Annotated in this window: 22 protein-coding genes; 18 read left to right on the top strand and 4 right to left on the bottom strand. The window is 65.9% G+C overall.

Annotated features, from left to right (window positions below):
* The first annotated feature begins 26 nt into the window (after positions 1 to 26).
* The 7 genes from ACVI1L_RS39735 (at position 27) to ACVI1L_RS39705 (ending at position 6,400) form a co-directional block, all read left to right on the top strand.
* Positions 27 to 833, top strand: coding sequence for an FAD binding domain-containing protein (locus tag ACVI1L_RS39735; protein ID WP_050383296.1), 807 nt, complete (start codon positions 27 to 29; stop codon positions 831 to 833).
* Between the two features lie 49 nt (positions 834 to 882).
* Positions 883 to 1,791: an AAA family ATPase gene (locus ACVI1L_RS39730; RefSeq protein WP_168858028.1), complete on the top strand. Its 909-nt coding sequence runs from the start codon at positions 883 to 885 to the stop codon at positions 1,789 to 1,791.
* Positions 1,792 to 1,911: 120 nt separating this feature from the next.
* Positions 1,912 to 3,114 (top strand): vWA domain-containing protein, encoded by a 1,203-nt coding sequence (locus ACVI1L_RS39725; RefSeq protein WP_456785306.1) that lies wholly within the window; start codon positions 1,912 to 1,914, stop codon positions 3,112 to 3,114.
* A gap of 28 nt (positions 3,115 to 3,142) precedes the next feature.
* Positions 3,143 to 3,466, top strand: coding sequence for an XdhC family protein (locus ACVI1L_RS39720; protein ID WP_018272401.1), 324 nt, complete (start codon positions 3,143 to 3,145; stop codon positions 3,464 to 3,466).
* Positions 3,467 to 3,468: 2 nt separating this feature from the next.
* Positions 3,469 to 4,170, top strand: coding sequence for an XdhC family protein (locus ACVI1L_RS39715; protein ID WP_456785305.1), 702 nt, complete (start codon positions 3,469 to 3,471; stop codon positions 4,168 to 4,170).
* Complete coding sequence (locus ACVI1L_RS39710) at positions 4,167 to 5,771, top strand: NTP transferase domain-containing protein (RefSeq protein ID WP_456785304.1); 1,605 nt, start codon at positions 4,167 to 4,169, stop codon at positions 5,769 to 5,771. The genes ACVI1L_RS39715 and ACVI1L_RS39710 overlap by 4 nt, the downstream gene beginning before the upstream one ends.
* Positions 5,772 to 6,049: 278 nt before the next feature.
* Complete coding sequence (locus tag ACVI1L_RS39705) at positions 6,050 to 6,400, top strand: DUF4189 domain-containing protein (RefSeq protein ID WP_456785664.1); 351 nt, start codon at positions 6,050 to 6,052, stop codon at positions 6,398 to 6,400.
* Positions 6,401 to 6,445: 45 nt separating this feature from the next.
* Here the strand turns inward: ACVI1L_RS39705 and ACVI1L_RS39700 are convergent, their stop codons facing one another.
* Positions 6,446 to 7,663, bottom strand: a complete 1,218-nt coding sequence (locus ACVI1L_RS39700) for an NAD(P)/FAD-dependent oxidoreductase (protein WP_456785303.1) — start codon at positions 7,661 to 7,663, stop codon at positions 6,446 to 6,448.
* Positions 7,664 to 7,973: 310 nt separating this feature from the next.
* Between ACVI1L_RS39700 and ACVI1L_RS39695 the strand changes: the two genes are divergently transcribed.
* A complete protein-coding gene (locus ACVI1L_RS39695) occupies positions 7,974 to 8,384 on the top strand; it encodes a DUF2000 family protein (RefSeq protein WP_057018434.1) in 411 nt (136 codons plus the stop codon).
* Between the two features lie 28 nt (positions 8,385 to 8,412).
* Here the strand turns inward: ACVI1L_RS39695 and ACVI1L_RS39690 are convergent, their stop codons facing one another.
* The gene (locus ACVI1L_RS39690; protein ID WP_456785663.1) at positions 8,413 to 9,165 is read right to left on the bottom strand and encodes a bestrophin-like domain; all 753 of its coding nucleotides are present in this window, start codon (positions 9,163 to 9,165) and stop codon (positions 8,413 to 8,415) included.
* Between the two features lie 388 nt (positions 9,166 to 9,553).
* On the opposite strand from ACVI1L_RS39690, the gene ACVI1L_RS39685 reads away from it, so the two are divergent.
* The 6 genes from ACVI1L_RS39685 (at position 9,554) to ACVI1L_RS39660 (ending at position 15,728) form a co-directional block, all read left to right on the top strand.
* Positions 9,554 to 10,288: a TetR/AcrR family transcriptional regulator gene (locus tag ACVI1L_RS39685; RefSeq protein ID WP_456785302.1), complete on the top strand. Its 735-nt coding sequence runs from the start codon at positions 9,554 to 9,556 to the stop codon at positions 10,286 to 10,288.
* Positions 10,285 to 11,082 carry an HlyD family secretion protein gene (locus ACVI1L_RS39680; protein WP_456785301.1) on the top strand — a complete coding sequence of 266 codons (798 nt, stop codon included), beginning with the start codon at positions 10,285 to 10,287 and terminating at the stop codon, positions 11,080 to 11,082. The genes ACVI1L_RS39685 and ACVI1L_RS39680 overlap by 4 nt, the downstream gene beginning before the upstream one ends.
* Positions 11,079 to 12,038 (top strand): ABC transporter ATP-binding protein, encoded by a 960-nt coding sequence (locus tag ACVI1L_RS39675; protein ID WP_456785300.1) that lies wholly within the window; start codon positions 11,079 to 11,081, stop codon positions 12,036 to 12,038. The genes ACVI1L_RS39680 and ACVI1L_RS39675 overlap by 4 nt, the downstream gene beginning before the upstream one ends.
* A gap of 18 nt (positions 12,039 to 12,056) precedes the next feature.
* Entirely contained in the window at positions 12,057 to 13,220 is a 1,164-nt protein-coding gene (locus ACVI1L_RS39670) for an ABC transporter permease (protein ID WP_229190555.1), read from the top strand.
* A 112-nt stretch (positions 13,221 to 13,332) separates the two neighbouring features.
* A complete protein-coding gene (locus ACVI1L_RS39665) occupies positions 13,333 to 14,646 on the top strand; it encodes an adenylate/guanylate cyclase domain-containing protein (protein ID WP_456785299.1) in 1,314 nt (437 codons plus the stop codon).
* A 164-nt stretch (positions 14,647 to 14,810) separates the two neighbouring features.
* A complete protein-coding gene (locus ACVI1L_RS39660) occupies positions 14,811 to 15,728 on the top strand; it encodes a PhzF family phenazine biosynthesis protein (protein WP_456785298.1) in 918 nt (305 codons plus the stop codon).
* On the opposite strand, the gene ACVI1L_RS39655 is transcribed toward ACVI1L_RS39660, so the two are convergent.
* Together ACVI1L_RS39655 and ACVI1L_RS39650 are read right to left on the bottom strand one after the other, a co-directional pair.
* Entirely contained in the window at positions 15,725 to 16,186 is a 462-nt protein-coding gene (locus ACVI1L_RS39655) for a DUF488 domain-containing protein (protein ID WP_057018441.1), read from the bottom strand. The genes ACVI1L_RS39660 and ACVI1L_RS39655 overlap by 4 nt on opposite strands.
* 10 nt (positions 16,187 to 16,196) lie before the next feature.
* A complete protein-coding gene (locus ACVI1L_RS39650; protein ID WP_456785297.1) occupies positions 16,197 to 17,045 on the bottom strand; it encodes a DUF72 domain-containing protein in 849 nt (282 codons plus the stop codon).
* Between the two features lie 138 nt (positions 17,046 to 17,183).
* Between ACVI1L_RS39650 and ACVI1L_RS39645 the strand changes: the two genes are divergently transcribed.
* From ACVI1L_RS39645 to ACVI1L_RS39630, 4 genes are all read left to right on the top strand, one after another.
* Positions 17,184 to 17,555: a hypothetical protein gene (locus ACVI1L_RS39645; RefSeq protein ID WP_028339943.1), complete on the top strand. Its 372-nt coding sequence runs from the start codon at positions 17,184 to 17,186 to the stop codon at positions 17,553 to 17,555.
* A 67-nt stretch (positions 17,556 to 17,622) separates the two neighbouring features.
* On the top strand, positions 17,623 to 17,829 hold the full coding sequence (locus ACVI1L_RS39640; protein WP_057018442.1) for a hypothetical protein: 207 nt from the start codon (positions 17,623 to 17,625) through the stop codon (positions 17,827 to 17,829).
* Positions 17,830 to 18,077: 248 nt separating this feature from the next.
* A complete protein-coding gene (locus ACVI1L_RS39635; RefSeq protein WP_456785296.1) occupies positions 18,078 to 19,211 on the top strand; it encodes a glycosyltransferase in 1,134 nt (377 codons plus the stop codon).
* A 7-nt stretch (positions 19,212 to 19,218) separates the two neighbouring features.
* Positions 19,219 to 20,721, top strand: coding sequence for a glycosyltransferase family 39 protein (locus ACVI1L_RS39630; protein ID WP_456785295.1), 1,503 nt, complete (start codon positions 19,219 to 19,221; stop codon positions 20,719 to 20,721).
* Positions 20,722 to 20,799 lie beyond the last annotated feature (78 nt).

Raw genomic sequence — 20,799 nt, 5'->3', positions numbered from 1 at the left:
ATCGCGAGCGCGATCAGGACATTCCAATGTACGAATTCAAATATCACCGTCCCGGCACCGTGCGGCAGGCCGCCAACCTGCTGGTGAAGAACGAGGACGCCAAGCTGATCGCCGGCGGCCACACGCTGGTGCCGGTCATGAAGCAGCGGCTCGCCAGCCCGCCGCATCTGGTCGATCTCTCCCACATCGAAGGTCTCGACACGATCGAGATGAAGGGCCGCTCGCTGGTCATCGGTGCCACCGCCAAGCACGCCGAAGTCGCGAACTCCGCGGTCGTGGGCGAGGCGATCCCGGCGCTGGCCGAGCTTGCCGGCCTGATCGGCGATCCCGCCGTGCGCCACCGCGGCACCATCGGCGGCTCGCTCGCCAACAACGACCCGACCGCCGACTATCCGGCCGCGGTACTGGCGCTGGGCGCGACCATCGTCACCAACAAGCGCCGCCTCAAGGCCGAGGAGTATTTCCAGGGCCTGTTCTCGACCGCGCTGGAGGCCGACGAGATCATCACCAAGGTGATGTTCCCGGTGCCGAAGAAGGCGGCCTACGTCAAGTTCCGCAACCAGGCCTCGCGTTATGCGTTGGTCGGGGTGTTCGTGGCCAAGCGTCCGTCCGACGTGCGCGTCGCGGTCACCGGCGCGGGCTCCGACGGCGTCTTCCGCGTCACCGCGTTCGAGGACGCGCTGAAGAAGCGCTTCTCGCACAAGGTGCTCGACGGCATCGCGGTTTCGGCCGACGGGCTGAACAGCGACCTGCACGGCAGTGCAGAATACCGCGCGCATTTGATCGGCGTTTTGACGCGCCGGGCGGTGGAAGCCGCGAACGCCAAGGACTAAGTACCAAGGCGTGACTTTGCTGACCTCTGTTCGAAAGACTGGCTGTTCCATGAGTGCATCGGCGTTACCCACTTCCGTCGATGCGCTCGAGGATCTCCTGACCTCGCGCGGCTATCTCGCCGAGCGGTCGCTCGCGACCGTGACCTATCTCGCGCTGCGCATGGGCCGGCCGCTGTTCCTCGAAGGCGAAGCCGGTGTCGGCAAGACCGAGATCGCAAAGGTGCTGTCGGCGGCGCTCGGGCGCAAGCTGATCCGCCTGCAATGCTATGAAGGCCTCGACGTCGCCTCCGCGGTCTATGAGTGGAGCAGTGCGGCGCAGATGATCGCGATCCGCCTTGCGGAGGCTTCCGGCGATACCGATCGCGACCAGCTCGCCAGCGACATCTTCGCCGAGCGATTCCTGATCAAGCGGCCGCTGCTGCAGGCGCTCGAGCCCGATGTCGCGGGTCCTCCGGTGCTGCTGATCGACGAGCTCGACCGCGCCGACGAGGCGTTCGAGGCGTATCTGTTGGAAATCCTCAGCGACTTCCAGGTCACGATCCCCGAGCTCGGCACCGTGAAGGCGCCGGCGCCGCCGATCGTGATCATCACCTCGAACCGCACGCGCGAGATTCATGACGCGCTGAAGCGGCGCTGTCTCTATCACTGGGTGGATTATCCCACAGCCGAGCGCGAGCTTGCGATCGTCAAGTCGCGGGTGCCGAACATCTCCGTCAAGCTGTCGCAGCAGGTCGTCCGCTTCGTGCAGGCGCTGCGCAACCAGGATTTCTACAAGTCGCCGGGCGTCGCCGAGACCATCGACTGGGCGACCGCGCTGTCCGAGCTCGACGCCCGCTCTCTGACCCCGCAGGTGGTCGGCGACACGCTGGGCGCGCTCTTGAAGTATCAGGACGACATCGCGCGCATGCAGGGCGATGCGTTGCAGAAGACATTGAAGGAAGCGACGAGCGAGACGTAAGTCGCGCGTCATAACAACGTCCGTCATTCCGGGGCGATGCGTTAGCATCGAACCCGGAATCTCGAGGTTCCGGGTTCGCTCGCTTCGCGCGCGCCCCGGAACGACGGGAAATGGATCACGATGGCGATCAACCACCTCGCGCCTCCGACCGGCCACATGGCCGACAACGTGATCGGCTTTGCCCGCGCGCTGCGGGCGGCCGGGCTTCCCGTCGGGCCGGGCTCGGTGATCGATGCGCTCGACGCGCTGCAGCTGATCGAGGTCGGCCATCGCTCCGATTTCTACGCCACGCTGGAAGCGATCTTCGTCAAGCGCCACGAGCACGCGCTGATCTTCCGCCAGGCCTTTATGCTGTTCTTCCGCGCCGCCGAGGAGTGGAAGAGCATGCTGGATTCGGTGCCGCTGCCGGACCACGCCAGGAAGAAGCCGCCGCCGGCCTCGCGCCGCGTCCAGGAGGCGATGGCGCAGCCGGCGAAGACCGAAGAGCGCCCGCAGGCCCAGGAGCAGGAGCTCAAGCTCTCGGTCTCCGACAAGGAGATCCTGCAGAAGAAGGATTTTGCGCAGATGACCGCGGCCGAGATCGCCGAGGTGACGCGCGAGATCGCCAAGATGCGGCTGCCGCAGGCCGAGCTCGTGACCCGCCGCTACCAGCCGGATGCGCGGGGCCTGCGGCTCGACATGCGCCGCACCGTGCGCAACTCGCTGCGCACCGGCGGCGAGATCATCGACATCCGAAAGCTCGGCCGGATCGAGAAGCCGGCGCCGATCGTGGCGTTGCTCGATATCTCCGGCTCGATGAGCGAGTACACCCGCCTGTTCCTGCACTTCCTGCACGCCATCACCGACGCCCGCAAGCGGGTCTCGGTGTTCCTGTTCGGTACCCGCCTGACCAATGTGACGCGCGCGTTGCGGGAGCGTGACCCCGACGAAGCGCTGGCGAATTGCTCGTCCGCGGTCGAGGACTGGGCCGGCGGGACGCGGATCGCGACCTCGCTGCACAGCTTCAACCAGCTCTGGGCCCGCCGGGTGCTCGGGCAGGGCGCCATCGTCCTCCTTATATCCGATGGACTAGAACGGGAGGCTGATGCCAAACTGGCCTTCGAGATGGACCGATTGCACCGTTCCTGCCGCCGCCTGATCTGGCTCAATCCGCTGCTGCGCTACTCCGGCTTTGAGGCCAAGGCGCAGGGCATCAAAATGATGTTGCCCCACGTTGACGAATTTCGCCCGGTGCATAACTTGACGTCCATCAAGGGCTTGATCGGGGCGTTGTCATCCCCGCCGCCGGCGCACCACCGCAGCCTGATCCGCTCTGTAGCCTAAGAAGCATCCGATTTCACAGGAGGCCGCCATGCTGAACCGCGACGAAGACATCCTGCAGGCCGCCGAGACCTGGCAGAAAGAGGGCCATGGCGTGGCGCTTGCCACCGTGGTCGAGACCTGGGGCTCGGCGCCGCGCCCGGCCGGCTCGAGCCTCGTCATCAATGACGACGGCACCTTCCTCGGCTCGGTCTCCGGCGGCTGCGTCGAGGGCGCGGTCGTGACGGAAGCGCTCGACGTGATCGCGAGCGGCCAGCCCAAAATGCTCGAATTCGGCGTCGCCGACGAGACCGCCTGGAATGTCGGCCTGTCGTGCGGCGGCACCATCCGCGTCTTCGTTGAGAAGGTTGGTTAGCCGTGAAACTCGAGATCCTGAAAGAGCTGAACGCCGAGCGCGCCGCGCGCCGCCCGGTCATCATTGTCACCGACACCGCCAATGGCGATCAGCGCCTGGTCAAGGCCGCGGACATCGCCGCCGATCCGCTGCGCGCCGAGCTCTCAAAGCAACTGCGGATGGGCAAGAGCGGCAATGTCGAGGTCGGGACCAAGAAGCTGTTCCTCAACGTCTACGCGCCGACCGCAAAGCTCGTGATCATCGGCGCGGTCCATATCAGCCAGGCGCTGGCGCCGCTGGCGCGTTCGCTTGACTATGACGTCACGGTGGTCGATCCGCGCACCGCGTTTGCGAGCCCGGAGCGCTTCCCCGACGTGCCGCTGGTCGCCGAATGGCCCGACGTCGCACTGCCGCCGCTCAACGTCGATCACTACACCGCCTTCGTCGCGGTGACGCATGATCCGAAGATCGACGATCCGGCGCTGCTGCACGCCTTCGACCGCGACTGCTTCTATATCGGCGCGCTCGGATCGCGAAAGACCCACGCCAAGCGCTCCGAGCGGCTGCGCGCGCAGGGCGCCAGGGACAGCGACATCGCGCGCATCCACGCGCCGATCGGCCTCGATATCGGCGCGGTGTCGCCGTCGGAGATCGCGGTCGCGATCATGGCCGAGATCACCGCGCAGCTGCGCTTGCCCCCCAAAGAAAAAGAAGAAGCGGCATGAAATTCGGTCCCGCCAGTCCAGCCGACGCGATTGGCGGCGTCACCGTGCATACCCTCCGCCAGGGCGCGCTGGTGCTCAAGAAGGGCACCACGATCGGCCCCGCCGAGGTCGAGGCGCTGACCAAGGCCGGCGTCGACGAGATCGTCGTGGTGCGGCTCGACGAGGGCGACGTCTCCGAGGATGCCGCGGCCGCCAGCATCGCGCAGGCGGTGGCCGGCGACGGCGTCAATGTCGAGCGCGCCTTCACCGGCCGCGCCAATCTGTTCGCGGCCCGTCCCGGTGTGCTGGTGATCGATCGCGCCGCGGTCGACCGTATCAACGACGTCGACGAGGCCATCACCTTCGCAACGCTCGCCGCGTTCAAGCCGGTGGTCGAAGGCGAGATGATCGCGACCGTCAAGCTGATCCCGTTCGGCGTCGAGGGGCGCTTACGCGATGCCGCCGTCGCGGTCGCCGGCAAGGATACGCTGCGGATCGCGCCCTATGTGATCCGGAAGGTCGGCGTGGTCTCGACGCTGCTGCCGGGTCTTGCGCCGAAGGTGATCGACAAGACGCTGCGCGTCACCGCCGAGCGGCTCGCGCCGGCCGGCGCCACCATCATCGCCGAGCGCCGCGTGCCGCATGACGAGACGGTGCTCGCCGCCTCGATCAAGGAATTGCTCGGCTTAGGGGCCGAGCTCGTCATCGTGTTCGGCGCGTCCGCGATCGCCGACCGTCGTGATGTCATTCCTGCTGCAATCACCGAGATCGGCGGCGCGGTCGAGCATTTCGGCATGCCGGTCGATCCGGGCAATCTGCTGCTGATCGGCAGCGCCGGCGGCGTGCCGGTCCTGGGCGCGCCAGGCTGCGCGCGCTCGCCGGTCGAGAACGGCTTCGACTGGGTGCTGATGCGGCTGCTCGCCGGCATCAAGGTGACGCGATCGGATCTCACCGGCATGGGCGTCGGCGGCCTGTTGATGGAGATCGTGACGCGGCCGCAGCCGCGCACGGTGCCGGACACCGAAGGCAACCGCAACGTCGCCGCGATCGTGCTTGCCGCCGGCCGCTCGACCCGGATGGGCGGCCCGAACAAGCTGCTCGCCGAGCTCGACGGCAAGAAGCTCGCGCGCATCGTCGCCGAGCAGGCCCTGGCGTCGAAGGCCTCCGAGGTCATCGTCGTCACCGGGCATCAGGCCGAGCTGGTCGAGCAGGCGCTCGATGGCCTCAAGGTCAAGTTCGTCCGCAACGCGGATTTCGCCGGCGGCCTCGCCAGCTCGGTGAAGGCGGGCATTGCGGCGGTGTCCGACAGCGCCGACGGCGCGATCGTCTGCCTCGGCGACATGCCGCTGATCGATGCGAAGCTGATCGATCGCCTGATCGAGACCTTCGCGCCGGACCGCGGCCATCTGATCGCGGTCCCGGTCAGTGAGGGCCGCCGCGGCAATCCGGTGCTGTGGTCGCGGCGCTTTTTCAAGGAGCTGATGACGCTCGACGGCGACATCGGCGCCCGTCACTTGATCACCAAGCATGCCGAGGTGGTCGCCGAGGTCCCGGTCGAAGGCGACAGCGCCTTCCTCGACATCGACACCCCGCAGGCGCTGGAAGCCGCAAGACAGGGCTGAACACTCTCCGCGTCGTCCCGGCGAAGGCCGGGACCCATTACCACCAATCGTTGTTGTTGGTGGGATAGCGGCCAGAGCCTCGCGCAATCATCACCATCGGTGGCTATGGGTCCCGGCCTTCGCCGGGACGACGAGTGGATAGAATTCGCTCTCAACCCGTCATTCACCATCTGGAAACGACCCCTGCGTACAGTCCGCGCCGGGCTTTGGGGGATTTCCGCTTGATCATTTCGACCGCCGTCGCGCAGCGTCGCGCGTTGACGATTCTCGTCCTGACATTGCTGCTCGGCGCCACGCGTTTCTCCGTGGAAACCTTCGTGCCCAAGGCGCGCGCGGCCGGCGCGTTCGCGGTCGGCAAGTGCGGGGCCTATGGCCAGGCCTACGACTATCCGGCGGAGGGCGCGGCGCGCGCCGCCGCGCTGAAGCAGTGCAAGGGCGATTGCACCACCGTCACCATGAAGCGGGCCTGCGCCGCGCTCTCGATCGACATGAAGAATCCCTGCGGCGCCCATGGCTATGCCTTGGCGCCGAAGATCTCGAGCTCGCTCAATGCCGCGACCAGGAAGTGCTACGACTATGGCGGCAAGGAATGCGTGATCCGCGCCTGGGCCTGCGACGCCAAGGGGTAGGGCAGTCGCCGCAATCCGCCTGGTGGGCAAAGCGCGCTGCCGCGCTCAGACGGCGCCATAGAAGTGTCGGTATTGCCAGGCGGCGTCGCGCTCCAATTGGTCTTCGGACCACGATTGGTCTTTGAACCGCATGACCGACATCGGCGATAGATCGATGGGCGGCTTGCCGTCCACGATCCAGGCCGCAAGCGCCTCGCCGACGGTCGGCGAGATCGACAGACCGGCGACGTTGCACCCGCTTGCAAAATAGAAGCCGGCCACGCCGATGGCCGGGCCGAGAATATGATGGCCGTCGGCAGTCATCGTCGGAATGCCGCCGCGAAACTCCCGCACCTTGGCGGTTTGCAGGAACGGGAGCTGGTCCTTGACCTCATCGGCGGCTGCATGAAGCACGCCGATATCGAGCGGCATGTCCTTGACGTCGAAGCCGGCCCCAAGCGACTGCATATCGAAGAAGCGCGGCGTTTCCTCGTAGACACCCCACAGGAAACCGCCCTGACACGGACGGGCATACACCGCGGCATCCATGATGCGGATCATCGGCAGGTCGGCCCGCGCGCCATCCAAAGGCTCGGTCACGATCAACTGCTGCCGGGTCGGCACCAGCGGCACGCGGATCCCGCTCGCCTCCGCGACCTGCCGTGTCCACGCGCCGGCCGCATCGACGACAACCGGACTTTCAATGACGCCGTTCGCGGTGGTCAGGCCGATCACGGTGCCGCCGACGATGTTGACGGCGCGCACGTCGGTCTTCGGCAGCAAGATTGCACCGTTGGCCGCCGCGGCTGTGGCGAAACCGACGGCAACCTGCGCCGGGTCGAAATACCGGTCGTCGCCGATCCGCATCGCCGCAACGACGCCCGTCGGCTGCAAGAACGGATTGAGACTGCTCGCCTCTTCCGGAGAGATCAGCTCGACGTCGAGGCCGGTGCTGCGTCCGCGCTCGAAGTCGTCCTCGATCACTTCGGCGTCCTGCGGCCGGCGCGCAACCTTGAGGCTGCCCGAATGCACCCAGTCGAGCGGCTGGCCGGTTTCTTCCGTGAACGCCTCGATCTTGCGGCATGCGTCCTTGATGAGGCCAATCATCAAGTCGCTCTTGCGCGCGCAACTCACCATGCCTGCAGCGCGGGGGGAAGTTTGCGATCCGATCTCATGCTTGTCGACAAGGGCGACGCTGAGACCTCCACGCTTGCTCAGGTAATAGGCTGTGGCCGCGCCCAATCCGCCCGAACCGATAACAACAACATCGGCCTTGCTGATCATGATGCAATGCCCTGAAATATGCTGATGGTCATCGAACGCCCGAAGCCTACTACGCGGCGCAGGAGCTGACTATCGCTTTCCGTCCCGGCGCGGATCTGGCCTTTGCGACGTCGCACGGCTAGCGGTCGACGTGTGGGTTGAGCTTCTTCGCCGCAGCGATATCAGCTTCGCCAGCCGCGACGTCGCCCTTCAGGCGGGCAGGGTCCGCCCGTGGGTTGCTCAAGAAACTAACGTCAGCGCCTGGCGGGCAGATGAGGGATGCGCGGTCAGAACTGGCGTTTGTCGTCAACCTGCGGATAGATTTATCGCCATGCAGTTCGACACCAAGATCGCGGTCGTGATCCGCACCGACCTGGAAGTCTGGCAGAAGCTCAACGTGGCGTCGTTTCTTGCCGGCGGCATCGCGGCTTCCTTTCCCGAATGCATCGGCGAGAATTACGAGGACGGCTCGGGGACCAGATATCTCTCTTTGATCGGCCAGCCGATCCTGATCTACGGCGCCGACGGGCCTGCGCTGTCGCGGGCGCTGGAGCGCGCGCTGGCGCGCAACGTGCAGCCGGCGCTCTACACCGAGGACATGTTCAAGACCACGCATGACGCCGCCAACCGCGAGGTGGTGAAGGCGGTCGTGCGCAGCGAGCTCAACCTGGTCGGCCTCGCCATTCGCGCCGAGCGCAAGGTGGTCGACAAGATCCTCGATGGGCTGAAGTTTCACACCTAGCGGACAGCGCGCGTGCGCGGTCCGGCGCTTATCGGCTCGCCTCCTTGTCCGGCATGATCTGCAGCAACGGCGTCGGCGCGATCGATATCTGGCCGGTGAATGGTCGATCATGCGCGGCAATCAGCAGAACCGATGTGGCCACGCCGGTCGCGAACAGTCCCATCGCGATGGCGGATCCCAACCGGTTGTCGCAGTGAACAAGGGCAATGACCAATAGCTCGCAGATGGCCTGAAGGTAGAGGCACCACCATTTGATCGAGTCGACTTCGGTCTGACTGACGATGATCCGTTGTCGTCGCGCATCGAGTGCCGAATTCAGATTGGTGATGATCTCGTGCTGCGTCGTCTGCTGGCCCGGGTTTTGCGCGGGCGTTGATACGACAAGGCGCAACGCCGCGGTCAGTGCGGGAGGCGCTGCCTTGAGCGATGCAGCCTGGCGCGCCATCATCGGCCATTCCACGGCGACCGTTTCCTCGACGTAGTCGCGAACGAGGCCGCGCAGGCGCGCCTCCTGCTCCGGCGGCAGGCCGCCGGCGAGCAAGATGACCGCCCGCAACGAACTGGCTTCGCGGCTCACCGCCGCGGTGGCGCGATCGCTGTCACTCCAGACCTGTGCCGCGGTGAATGCGACAAACAGGCCGAAAAGGATGCCGAGCACCGGCAACATGCCGGGAGAGATCGATTTGAAAGACGTTGCGCGCTCCTTGGTCGACAGGATCGCAACGCCTGCGAAAATGAGAATGGCAACAAGAAAGGTGAAGCCGAAGACGATGAAGGCCATCCACGGCACAGAAAGGTTGTGTAGCCAATCGCTCATTGGTGTTCCCCCAGCGGACCGCTTGTATCAAATTCCCCCCAATCTCGCCGGGGAGAGCATGAGGTGAGCCGTAGCGCGTCGCGCAGGGAAAGCTGGATTGCTCCGGTTACACCTGTGGTGCCACCCCTGCGCCTTTCTTGTTGCACAGGGCCCGCGGGTACGATCGGCAATCGACTTTCCCTGCGCCCACTGTTCCCCGGAGGGGCGGAAATAAGCAGCAAATTCGGGCATTTGCACCGCGAGATCGCGAACCTATGCGCCCCCTGAGAGCCGGGAAGGCCGACAGGAACGCTTCCGGCCGGCAGGCGTTTTCTCTGAACATGTTGACAATGACTGACTGGTCAGTCATATTATGACCATGACAAAGCGCATCGAAAAGACGACCCGCTCCCGGCCCGCCAAGCGCCGGACCACCGCGATCCGGGCTGCCGCGGCGAGGATCCCGAAGGTGGCCTCGGCAAAGCTGCCCGAGGCCAAGCCTGCTGCGAACCGCGCCGAGAAATCGGCGGAGCGGCGCGCTGCGATCGTCGAGGCGGCGATGGACGAGTTCATTGCGCGCGGCTTCGCCGCGACGCGGCTCGACGATGTCGCCAGGCGGGCGGGCGTCGCCAAGGGCACGCTCTATCTGTACTTCAAGGACAAGGAGTCGATGTTCGAGGAGTTGATCCGCACCGCAGTCGTGCCCTTGGTCAATCGCATGGCCGCGCCGCCCACCATCACCGGCCCGGTGCGCGATGCGGTGGAGAGGTTTGCCGAGACCTTCATCCGCGAGATCGTGTCGACCCGGCGCGGCGACATCGTCCGTTTGATCGTCTCCGAAGGGCCGCGCTTCCCGACGATCGCCGACTTCTATTTCCGCGAGGTGGTGTCGAAGGGGATGGCCGCGATGCAGGCGCTGATCCAGCTTGCGATCACGCGCGGCGAGATCAGGCAGCGCCAACTCGCGCAGTTTCCGCAACTCGTCGTGGCGCCCGCGATCGTCGCGGTGATCTGGCAGGGCCTGTTTGCCCGGCACGCGCCGCTCGATGCCCTCGCGATGTTTAAGGTTCATCTCGATCTGATCTTCGGCGAACGGAGCAAGCCATGACCGGCTCGCGCATGATGAAGCTCGTGACCGCAGTCGTGCTGGCGGCGGCGCTGGCCGGTTGCCAGGAGAAGCGTGATCCCGGCTTCCAGGGCTGGGTCGAGGCCGACATGATCTTCGTCAGCCCCGATGAATCCGGCCGCGTCATCAAGCTCAATGTGCGCGAAGGCGACGAGGTCAAGCCCGGCGATCTGCTCTATTCGGTCGACGACGATTTGCAGCGCGCCGATCTCAACCAGAACAATGCGACCCTCGCCAATGCGCGGCAGAGCTATGACCGCGCGGCCTCGCTGCGCGGCACCGGCGCCGGCACCCAGGCCAATCTGGATTCCGCGGTCTCGGCGCTGCGCGTCGCGGAGGCGCGGGTCAACACCTCGCAGACCCGGCTCGACCGTCGCAAGGGCTTTGCGCCGATCGCGGGCTCGATCCAGCAGATCTATTTCCGCGAGGGCGAGATGGTGCAGGCGCAGCGCCCGGTGCTGTCGATCATGCCGCCCGGCAACATGAAGCTGCGCTTCTTCGTGCCCGAGACCGAATTGCCGAAGCTCGCGCTCGGCGACGAGGTGAGGGTGACCTGCGATAATTGCGCCGCCGACCTCACCGCGAAGATCTACTTCATCGCCACCACGGCGGAGTACACGCCACCCGTCATCTACAGCCTCGATGAGCGCAACAAGCTGGTCTATCTGATCCAGGCACGGCCGAGCCGGCCCGATGTGCTGCGCGTCGGCCAGCCGATCAGCATCTATCTCAATCCCAAGACCACCCCCAAGACGCCGGTGGCGGACCGCAGATGAACGGCGGACCCACCAGCGCGCGGTCCAACGCACCCTCCATCGCCATCGATGTGAAGGGCCTGACCAAGTCGTTCGGCGGACGCGAGGTCGTCCATGACCTGTCGATGCAGGTCAAGCGCGGCTCGATCTACGGCTTCCTCGGTCCCAACGGCAGCGGCAAGACCACGACCATCCGCATCCTGTGCGGCCTGCTGACACCCGACAGCGGCGAGGGCACCTGCCTCGGCTACGACATCCGGCGCGATGCCGACAAGATCAAGCGCAAGGTCGGCTACATGACGCAGCGCTTCAGCCTCTACCAGGATCTGTCGGTGCGCGAGAATCTGGAATTCGTGGCGCGGCTCTACGGCATGCCGGACGCGCGCGGCGCCGCGGCCGACATGATCGCGCGGATCGGGCTGAAGGGCCGCGAGGAGCAGCTCGCCGCCAACCTTTCCGGCGGCTGGAAGCAGCGGCTCGCGCTCGGCGCCTGCACGCTGCCCAATCCGCAATTGCTGCTGCTCGACGAGCCGACCGCCGGCGTCGATCCCAAGGCGCGGCGCGATTTCTGGAACGAGATCCACGCGCTCGCCGCCGAAGGCCTCACCGTGCTGGTCTCGACCCATTACATGGACGAGGCCGAGCGCTGTCACGAGATCGCCTACATCGCCTACGGCCATCTCTTGGCCCATGGCACGGTGGACGAGGTGATCGCGGCGTCCGCGCTGTCGACCTGGACGGTGACGGGCGAGGATTTCAACGGCCTGATGGCCGAGCTCACGGACAAGCCCGGCGTCGACATGGTGGCGCCGTTCGGCACCAGCCTGCACGTCTCCGGCCGCGACAAGGCGGCGCTCGAGGCCGCGATCGCGCCCTATCGGGACAATTCGAAGTGGCATTGGCAGGCCAGCGAGCCGTCGCTCGAAGACGTCTTCATCGATCTGATGGGGCGCTCCAAGGATAATTTCCAAGGATAATCTCCAGGGATAATTGCGATGAGCGCAACGGAAACTATCCAGAACAGCGAGGCGAGGGAGCCGGCATTCGGCTTCTGGCGGCGCAGCTACGCGATGCTGGTCAAGGAGTTCATCCAGCTTCGCCGCGACCGCGTCTCTTTCGCCATGATCATCATGCTGCCGGTCATGCAGCTGACGTTGTTCGGCTACGCCATCAACACCACGCCGCGCAATCTGCCGACCGCGGTGCTGACCCAGGAAGACAGCGATCTCGGCCGTTCGATCCTGAAGGCGATGGAGAACACCGCCTATTTCCATTTTGTCCGCGAGGTCCACACCGTCGAGGAATTCGACGAGCTGCTGCAATCCGGCAAGGTGCTGTTCGGCGTCGAAATCCCGCGCGGCTTCGAGCGCGCGGTGCGGCGCGGCGACAGACCGGCGCTGCTGGTCGCCGCCGATGCCACCGACCCGGTCGCGTCGGGCTCGGCGCTCGGCGCACTCGGGCCGCTGGTGCAATCGGCGCTGGCGCATGATCTGCACGTCGGCGATCCCCCGGACATGCCGTTCGAAATCCGCGCCCACGCCCGCTACAACCCGGCGGCGGATTCGCGCCTCAATATCGTGCCCGGCCTGGTCGGGACCATCCTGACCATGACCATGCTGATCTTCACCGCGCTCTCGGTGACGCGCGAGATCGAGCGCGGCACCATGGAGAGCCTGCTGTCGATGCCGATCAAACCGGTCGAGGTGATGTTCGGCAAGATCATCCCCTATGTGCTGGTCGGCTTCATCCAGGCCACGCTGATCATCGCCATCGGCATTGTGCTGTTCGGTGTGCCGGTCCTCGGCAGCCTGACGCTGCTGGCGCTGCTCACCACACTGTTCATCACCACCAATCTGTCGATCGGCTACACCTTCTCGACCATCGTCCAGAACCAGCTGCAGGCGATGCAGCTCTCGATGATGTTCTTCCTGCCGAGCATCCTGCTGTCCGGCTTCATGTTTCCGTTCGCGGGCATGCCGGTCTGGGCGCAATATATCGGCGAGGGGCTGCCGCTGACCCATTTCGTGCGCATCGTCCGGGCCATCATGCTGAAGGGCGCGGCGATGCAGAACCTGCAATACGACACCGCCGCATTGGTCGCCCTGATGCTGTTCGCCATGACGATCGCGGTGACGCGCTTCCGCCGCACGCTCGATTGAGGCTATGATGGATGCCATCAATGATCGTCATTCCGGGGCGATGCGAAGCATCGAACCCGGAATCTCGAGATTCCGGGTTCGCTTCGCGCCCCGGGATGACGGGGTGGGAGGCATGGCGGAATCTTCGGACAAAAGCGGCGCAGCGGCAGACACAACCGTATCCGCCGATTTCCATCACGCCCTGATGCGCGAGGTGATGACCACCGAGCTGCTCCGCATCAAGGTGCTGATCGCTACCGCCGCTGCTCTCGCGGCGATCAGTCTGCTGGTGTATTTCTTTGCGCCCGACGCGGTCAGCCGCGTCTGGCACGGCAACCTCAGCCCCGTCTACGTCTTCTACGTCACCATTCCGCTGATCCTGTTCGAGCTATGGGTGCACGGGGCAATCAGCTGGCACATGCGCAAGGGGCGCGACCTGCCGGTGGTCCGGCGCTACATCGGCGTGCTGGTCGAGACGTCGCTGCCGACCGTCGTGCTGGCGCTGCACATGAACAGCATGGGGCCGCAAGAGGCGCTCGGCTTCGTGGCGCCGCTGATCTATTTCGTCTTCATCATCCTGTCGACGCTGCGGCTCGACTTCTGGCTCTCGACCTTCACCGGCTTCGTCGCGGCGGCCGAGCTGTTCTACATGGCGGTGTTCTTCCATCCCTCGGGCGGCGGCGCGGCCGAGACCAGCATCTACTATCACGCCGCGCGGAGCTCGATCATCCTGATCTGCGGCATGTTGGCCGGCGCGGTCGGCATGCAGCTGCGCCGGCAGTTCGCGGCCAGCATCGCGGCCGCCACCGCGCGCGATCGCATCACCAATCTGTTTGGCCAGCACGTCTCGCCGCAGGTGGTCGAACGTCTGATGACGGAGGGTGCCGGCACCGGCAGCGACATCCGCCGTGTTGCGGTGATGTTCGTGGATTTCCGCAGCTTCACGGCCGGTGCGCGCACCCGCTCGCCGCAAGAGGTGGTCGACAGGCTCGATGGCGCCTTTGCCGTGCTGGTCGATATCCTCGATCGCCATGGCGGCATCGTGAACAAGTTTTTGGGCGACGGCTTTCTCGCGCTGTTCGGTGCCCCGTTTGAGACCGGCGACGCCGCGCATCAGGCGGTCGCCGCCGCGCGTGAAATGCTCGCGGCGAATGAGCGCACCAACGCGGCGACGAGCTGGCCGCTGCGCATCGGCATCGGCATCCACATCGGCGAGGTCGTCGCCGGCAACATCGGCTCGCCCCGGCGCAAGGAATACACCGTGATCGGCGACACCGTGAATTTTGCGGCGCGGCTTGAGGCACTGAACAAGGATCTTGGCTCGCAGTTTTTGATTTCCTCCGCGGTGCGTGATGCGCTCGGCGATGACTGCAAGGACGCGGTGTCGCGCGGCGAGATCCCGGTGCGGGGCTACGAGCACCCGGTGCACGTCTGGCAGTTGGGGTAGGCGGCGACGCTCACATGATCCGAGGCAATCACGCACGGCTCCTCAAGCCGCGCGAGCTGCCTGCATGTGACTTGCCCGCGATTGTACCGAGTGCTCTGAAGGGCATCGCTCGGGCCGTGGTACGGTGACGTCATCGGAATGACCGGAGCACGAGGACAAGCAGGATGCAGCGGCGCTATATCACCGTCGACGTTTTCACCGACCGCGCCTTCGGCGGCAACCCGCTCGGCGTGGTGCTCGACGCCGAAGGGCTCTCGACCGAAGAGATGCAGGCGATCGCGACCGAGTTCAACTATTCCGAGACGACCTTCGTGCTGCCGCCGCAGGACAAGGTCAACGACGCCCAGGTTCGCATCTTCACGGTGCGCTCGGAAATTCCGTTCGCCGGCCATCCCAATGTCGGCACCGCCTTCGTGCTGGCAAGCCGGGCTGCGAAGGCGCCGGCGCGCTTGAGGTTCGAGGAGAAGGCGGGCCTCGTGCCGGTCGAGATCCTGTCCGACGGCGGCAATGTGGTCGGGGCCGAGCTGACCGCGCCGCAGGCGCTGCAGCGGACCAATGAGGTCAGCGCGGCCGCCGCCGCCGCGTGCCTGTCGCTGACGGCGGCTGATGTGAAGACCGATCGGCACGCGCCGCAGGTCGTCTCGGTCGGGCTGCCGTTCCTGGTGGTCGAGATCGCCTCGCGCGAGGCGCTGAGGCGCGCCCGGCCGGATGCTGCGGCGTTCGCCAGGACGCTGGCCGAGATCGGCCGCGACGTGGTCTATTTCTACACGCGCGACGTGCCGGCGAGCGAGCAGCCGCTCGACCTGCAGGCGCGCATGTTCCATCCGGGCGCCAGCGGCCTGTCCGAGGATCCCGCCACCGGCAGCGCGACCGCGGCTTGCGCGGCGCTGCTCGCCGATATTGATCCCGCGCGCGATGGCGAATTGCGGCTGCGGATCGGGCAGGGCGTCGACATGGGCCGGCCGAGCCTGTTGCTGACGCGCGTGCGCAAGCAAGGCGGCGCGATCACTTCGGTGCACGTCGGCGGCGGCTGCGTGACGATGATGGAAGGGACGCTGAACATGCCGGGCGAGGCAGGCTAGAGCTGCGGTGCCGCCAGGTTCTCGATCCTGACGCCGTCGCGCTCTTCGATGATCTCGGCGATCCATCGACGGTGGCAGTGCTGGTGGTCGCGCTCGTAGCAGAGGATGCAGACCGGGCCGGACTGCTTGACCAGCGCCGACAGCTCGTCGAGCTCTTCCTTGGCCTGCGCCGTCTTTAGGTGCGCCGAATAGATCTTGTGCAGCAGCGCATATTGCCCGCTGCGTGCCGCTTCCCGTCCGCTTTTCGGGGTGCCGAGACCGCGCAGATGGACGTAGCCGATGCCGCGCTCGTCGAGACCGGCGGCGAGCTGGGTCTTGGAGAAGCCGGGCCGGCGCGAGGAGGCGATGGCGCGGACGTCGACCAGCAGCTTGACGCCGGCCTGCTCGAGCTCGTCGAGCACCGCCTTCGACGGCGTCTGCTCGTAGCCGATGGTGAACAGCTTCCTGGCCTTCGCCATCGGTTCTCGCTCACTTCACCCGTTCGATCAGCTCCATCGCGCCGGCCGGCGCGCGGACCTTGCCCTCGTGGATCACATAGGCGAACACGTCGCGCGGCGCCTTCTTGGGCGCGGTCTTCTCGACCTTCGGCAGGTCGTCGGGCTCGCTGCCGCCGGCCCAGTCCTGAAACCGCTTGGCCCAGGCGTCGAGCTGCTTCGGCGGATAGCAGGTCTTCAATTCGTCATTGCCCTTCTGCAGCCGCGCATAGACGAAGTCGCTCGCGACGTCGGCGATCGCCGGATATTTGCCGTGCTCGGCGAACACCACCGGTACCTCGTGCTCGCGAATGAGGGCGACGAATTCGGGCACGCAAAAACTGTCGTGGCGGACCTCGACGACGTGGCGCAGCGCGCGGCCATCGAGCTTGCGCGGCAGCAGCTCGAGGAACTTGCCGAAATCGGCGCCGTCGAACTTCTTGGTCGGCGCGAACTGCCAGAGCACCGGCCCGAGCCGGTCCTTCAGCTCCAGCACGCCCGAATCATAGAACCGCTTCACCGAATCGCCGGCCTCGGCGAGCACGCGGCGGTTGGTGGCGAAGCGTGGTCCCTTCAGCGAGAAGATGAAGCCGTCGGGCACTTCGCTGGCCCATTTGCGAAAGCTCTCCGGCTTCTGCGAGCCGTAATAGGTGCCGTTGATCTCGATCGAGGTCAGCTTGGAGGCGGCGTAGGACAGCTCCTTCGCTTGCGCGAGCTTCTCCGGATAGAACACCCCGCGCCACGGCTCGAAGGTCCAGCCGCCGATGCCGATATAGATGTTGCCTGCGTCGGTCTTGGTTGCCTTGGTGTCTGTCTTGGTCGCCTTGGTGGGAGCTTTGGCCACGACTGCACTCATCGTGAGGGAGGGAACAGGAAGCAAGACTAATCAAAATAATCGTGATTGGCCAGTTTGCCAGATCGGCACGGCGGCGCTTATCGTCGCTGTCGCTCTTCGCTACGATGCGCCAAATGGAGAACAACAATGCGCATGCTGGTTGCGGCCGCCCTCTTGATCATGTCCTCCGCCGCCATATCCTCCGCTGCAATGGCCGATGAGGTCGACGATGCGCACAAGCTCGCGATCACCGGCCGCGACGCCTACTGGAATTGTCTCGCCCGCGAATATCCCCGCGACAGCAACAAGGCGATGTCCGACCAGGAGTTCACCTCGCTGATCGCCAATGTCTGTCCGTCGGAGCGGCAGAACTTCCGTGTGTCGCTGATCGACTTCCTGTCGCTGCAATTTCCGAAGCAGGACGCCGACGCGAATCTGACGACCGCCAACCGTGCGATCGAGCTCGCGCAGAAGGACATCGTGACCGCCTTCACCCGGCGCAGGGCCGCGGCCAAATAGGTTCCCAAATCCTGTTGCGGCCGGCCGATTTTTGATATCAATCCGCGCAGGCGAGGGGATCATCGGCATGAGATCACAATCGACGGCAGGTTTCTTGGGCGCACTGGTCGCGGCCGTCGCGCTGGCGGCGGCGTTCATCTACGGGCCGTCGCCGAGCCAGCTCCGTAACCCGACCCGGTCCGCCGCACAGCCGCAGGCGGCTCCAGCTGCCGAGGCCGCGCCGGCAGCCCCGGCGCCACGCGGCCCGGTGATCCGGGAAGTCCCGAACAACTAGCGCCTCCTGCGCCCCTTGCGGACCGCCTGGCGCCTTCCTATCTAGCCTCCAACGGCGACGTTGCAGCTTCAGGGCTCCGGCGCCGGACGACCACGACATTGATTGGCTGCGCCGGATGTACGCGCGCCCCTTGTTCGTGGTCGTTGGCATTTTCAGGGGTGTTTTGCCCCGTTTTCCCGCTTTCCGAGCGTGCGTTTGGGTCGGCCTGCCTTGGCAGCGGGAGAGGCTGCGGCTATACGCTGGCGCTCATGAACGAAGCCATCAAGCCGAGCCCCGAAACCTCATCGCTGGCAGCAAGCTTGCCGCTGCTTTCGGTGGTCGTCCCGACCTTCAACGAACGCGACAATGTCACGGTGCTGTACCGCCGGCTCGACGCGATCCTGAAGGACGTGTCCTGGGAAGTCATCTTCGTCGACGACAATTCGCCCGACGGAACCTGGGACGTGGTGCGCGCGCTGGCGCGGAAGGATTCCCGCGTGCGCTGCATCCGCCGGATCGGCCGGCGCGGCCTGTCCGGCGCCTGCATCGAGGGCATCCTGGCCTCGAGCGCGCCCTATGCCGCGGTGATGGACGCCGACCTGCAGCATGACGAGACCCAGCTGCCGAAGATGGTGGCGCTGCTGCAGAGCGGCGAGGCCGAGCTCGTGGTCGGCAGCCGCTATATCGAGGGCTACAAGGCCGACGGCTTCAACAAGCAGCGCGCCGGCGCCAGCGCGTTTGCCACCGAGATCGCGCGCCGCGCGCTGAAGGTCGAGATCGCCGACCCCATGAGCGGCTTCTTCATGATCCGCCGCGACCGTTTCGAGCAGCTCGCGCCGCAGCTGTCGACGCAGGGTTTCAAGATTCTGCTCGACGTCGTGGCGACGGCGGAGGGCAAGCTGCGCGCGGTCGAGATTCCCTACACGTTCGGTGCCCGCCAGCATGGCGAGAGCAAGCTCGACTCCATGGTCGCGCTCGACTTCCTCGGTTTGGTGCTGGCGAAGCTGACCAATGATCTGATCTCGCTGCGCTTCATTCTGTTCGCGGCGGTCGGCGGGCTCGGCCTGGTGGTGCACCTCACCGTGCTGTTCATCGCGCTCGAACTGTTCAAGGCGCCATTCCCGGAGGCCCAGGCCACCGGTGCGATCGTCGCCATGACCAGCAATTTCATCCTCAACAATTTCCTGACCTATCGCGATCAGCGGCTGAAGGGCTTTGGCATCCTGCGCGGCCTGCTGCTGTTCTATCTGGTCTGCAGCGTCGGCCTGCTCGCCAATGTCGGCGTCGCGTTCTCGGTCTACGACCAGGAGCCGATCTGGTGGCTGGCGGGCGCGGCCGGCGCACTGATGGGCGTGGTGTGGAATTACGCGATGTCCGGGCTGTTCGTCTGGCGCAAGCGATGACGGCGGCATGAACGCGGACGAGGCGCGGCTGGCCCGAAACACCGCGCTAGCGGTGTGCGCGCTGGTCGTGTTGCGGCTGGCCGCCGCGGCATGGACGCCGCTGACTTTCGACGAAGCCTATTACTGGATGTGGTCGAAGTCACTCGCCGGCGGCTATTACGACCATCCGTCGATGGTGGCGGTGGTGATCCGGCTCGGCACCATGATCGCGGGCGATACGCCATTCGGCGTGCGGCTGGTGTCGATCCTGCTCGCACTGCCGATGAGCTGGGCGATCTACCGGGCGGCCGGGATCCTGTTCGGCGGCCGGCGCATCGCCGCGAGCGCAACGATCCTGCTCAATGTGACGCTGATGGCCGCCGTCGGCACGCTGATCGTGACGCCGGATGCGCCGCTGCTGGTCGCTGCCAGCCTCCTGCTGTACGCGCTGGCAAAGGTGCTGGAGAGCGGTCGCGGCGAATGGTGGCTTGCGGTCGGCGCCAGCGCCGGCGCGGCGCTGCTGTCGAAATACTCGGCGCTGTTCTTTGGTCCGGCGATCCTGATCTGGCTTGCGACGGTGCCGAAGCTGCGGCGCTGGTTTCTCTCGCCCTGGCTCTATCTCGGCGGTCTGGTCGCCCTCGGCCTGTTCAGCCCGGTCATCCGCTGGAATGCCGATCATCACTGGGTGTCCTTCATCAAGCAGATGGGCCGCGCGCGGATCGAGGATTTCCGGCCGACCTACATCGCCGAGCTGATCCCGACCCAGTTTGCGTTCGCAACGCCATTGGTCTTCATCCTCGGCGTGATGGGCCTCTACGCGCTCTATCGGCGCCGCGCCGGCGCGCTGGAGGCGCGCGTGCTGGTCAACACGATGTTCTGGACCATCGTCGTCTACTTCACCTGGCACGCATTGCATGCACGGGTCGAGGCCAACTGGTTCGCGCCGGTCTATCCCGCCTTTGCCGTAGCGGCCGCGGTCGCGGCAGTCCAGGTGCAGTGGGCGCCGCGCGAGCAGCGCACGGTCGATTTCTGCCGCCGCTGGGCCGCGCCCGTCGGCGTCGTGCTGTTCGCGCTGCTGATCGTGCAGGCCAACACCGGTTTGCTCTCGGGCTACCGCCGCGACGCCACCGTGCGCAGCGTCGGTGTCGGCTGGCAGGAGCTTGCGGACGAGATCGAGGCGACCCGCGTGCGGACCGGCGCGAGCTGCGTGCTGGCGGCGGATTACGGCACCACGGGCTGGCTCGCCTTCTATCTCCCCAAGGGCACCTGCGTCGCCCAGCAGGGCCAGCGCATTCGCTGGGTCAACATGCAAGAGCCGAGCCCGGCGCAACTGGCTGGCAAGCTGCTCTATGTGCATGAGGTCGAGCAGGCGATGCCGGCCTCGCTGCGCGACAATTTCGCCCGTGTCGAAACGGTGGCCGAGGCCAAACGCATGCGGGGGCCGTTGACCATCGAGACCTACGCGCTCGACCTGCTGGAAGGCGCAAAGGGCGAGATCCTCGACCGTTCCCCGCCGCCGGAACTGCAATAAATCCTCGCCGTTGAGTGTCGGATCGTCCGGGTCCGGGTCGTCTTCCAGACAGCCCGTCAACCACGCGAGGTTCCAACC

The sequence above is a fragment of the Bradyrhizobium sp. USDA 4516 genome, assembly GCF_054055915.1.
Note: the sequence above shows the minus strand (reverse complement) of the source record. Positions and strands in the feature narration are given on the sequence as shown.

Excerpts from the sequence above, each read along its gene's own strand:
- ACVI1L_RS39645 (WP_028339943.1), top strand. The coding sequence starts at position 17,184 with ATGCGCATGCTGGTTGCGGCCGCCCTCTTGATCATGTCCTCCGCCGCC.
- ACVI1L_RS39700 (WP_456785303.1), bottom strand. The coding sequence starts at position 7,663 with ATGATCAGCAAGGCCGATGTTGTTGTTATCGGTTCGGGCGGATTGGGC.
- ACVI1L_RS39630 (WP_456785295.1), top strand. The coding sequence starts at position 19,219 with ATGAACGCGGACGAGGCGCGGCTGGCCCGAAACACCGCGCTAGCGGTG.
- ACVI1L_RS39730 (WP_168858028.1), top strand. The coding sequence starts at position 883 with ATGAGTGCATCGGCGTTACCCACTTCCGTCGATGCGCTCGAGGATCTC.
- ACVI1L_RS39680 (WP_456785301.1), top strand. The coding sequence starts at position 10,285 with ATGACCGGCTCGCGCATGATGAAGCTCGTGACCGCAGTCGTGCTGGCG.
- ACVI1L_RS39660 (WP_456785298.1), top strand. The coding sequence starts at position 14,811 with ATGCAGCGGCGCTATATCACCGTCGACGTTTTCACCGACCGCGCCTTC.
- ACVI1L_RS39695 (WP_057018434.1), top strand. The coding sequence starts at position 7,974 with ATGCAGTTCGACACCAAGATCGCGGTCGTGATCCGCACCGACCTGGAA.
- ACVI1L_RS39640 (WP_057018442.1), top strand. The coding sequence starts at position 17,623 with ATGAGATCACAATCGACGGCAGGTTTCTTGGGCGCACTGGTCGCGGCC.
- ACVI1L_RS39720 (WP_018272401.1), top strand. The coding sequence starts at position 3,143 with ATGCTGAACCGCGACGAAGACATCCTGCAGGCCGCCGAGACCTGGCAG.
- ACVI1L_RS39710 (WP_456785304.1), top strand. The coding sequence starts at position 4,167 with ATGAAATTCGGTCCCGCCAGTCCAGCCGACGCGATTGGCGGCGTCACC.
- ACVI1L_RS39670 (WP_229190555.1), top strand. The coding sequence starts at position 12,057 with ATGAGCGCAACGGAAACTATCCAGAACAGCGAGGCGAGGGAGCCGGCA.
- ACVI1L_RS39690 (WP_456785663.1), bottom strand. The coding sequence starts at position 9,165 with ATGGCCTTCATCGTCTTCGGCTTCACCTTTCTTGTTGCCATTCTCATT.
- ACVI1L_RS39665 (WP_456785299.1), top strand. The coding sequence starts at position 13,333 with ATGGCGGAATCTTCGGACAAAAGCGGCGCAGCGGCAGACACAACCGTA.
- ACVI1L_RS39635 (WP_456785296.1), top strand. The coding sequence starts at position 18,078 with ATGAACGAAGCCATCAAGCCGAGCCCCGAAACCTCATCGCTGGCAGCA.
- ACVI1L_RS39735 (WP_050383296.1), top strand. The coding sequence starts at position 27 with ATGTACGAATTCAAATATCACCGTCCCGGCACCGTGCGGCAGGCCGCC.
- ACVI1L_RS39685 (WP_456785302.1), top strand. The coding sequence starts at position 9,554 with ATGACCATGACAAAGCGCATCGAAAAGACGACCCGCTCCCGGCCCGCC.
- ACVI1L_RS39725 (WP_456785306.1), top strand. The coding sequence starts at position 1,912 with ATGGCGATCAACCACCTCGCGCCTCCGACCGGCCACATGGCCGACAAC.
- ACVI1L_RS39675 (WP_456785300.1), top strand. The coding sequence starts at position 11,079 with ATGAACGGCGGACCCACCAGCGCGCGGTCCAACGCACCCTCCATCGCC.
- ACVI1L_RS39655 (WP_057018441.1), bottom strand. The coding sequence starts at position 16,186 with ATGGCGAAGGCCAGGAAGCTGTTCACCATCGGCTACGAGCAGACGCCG.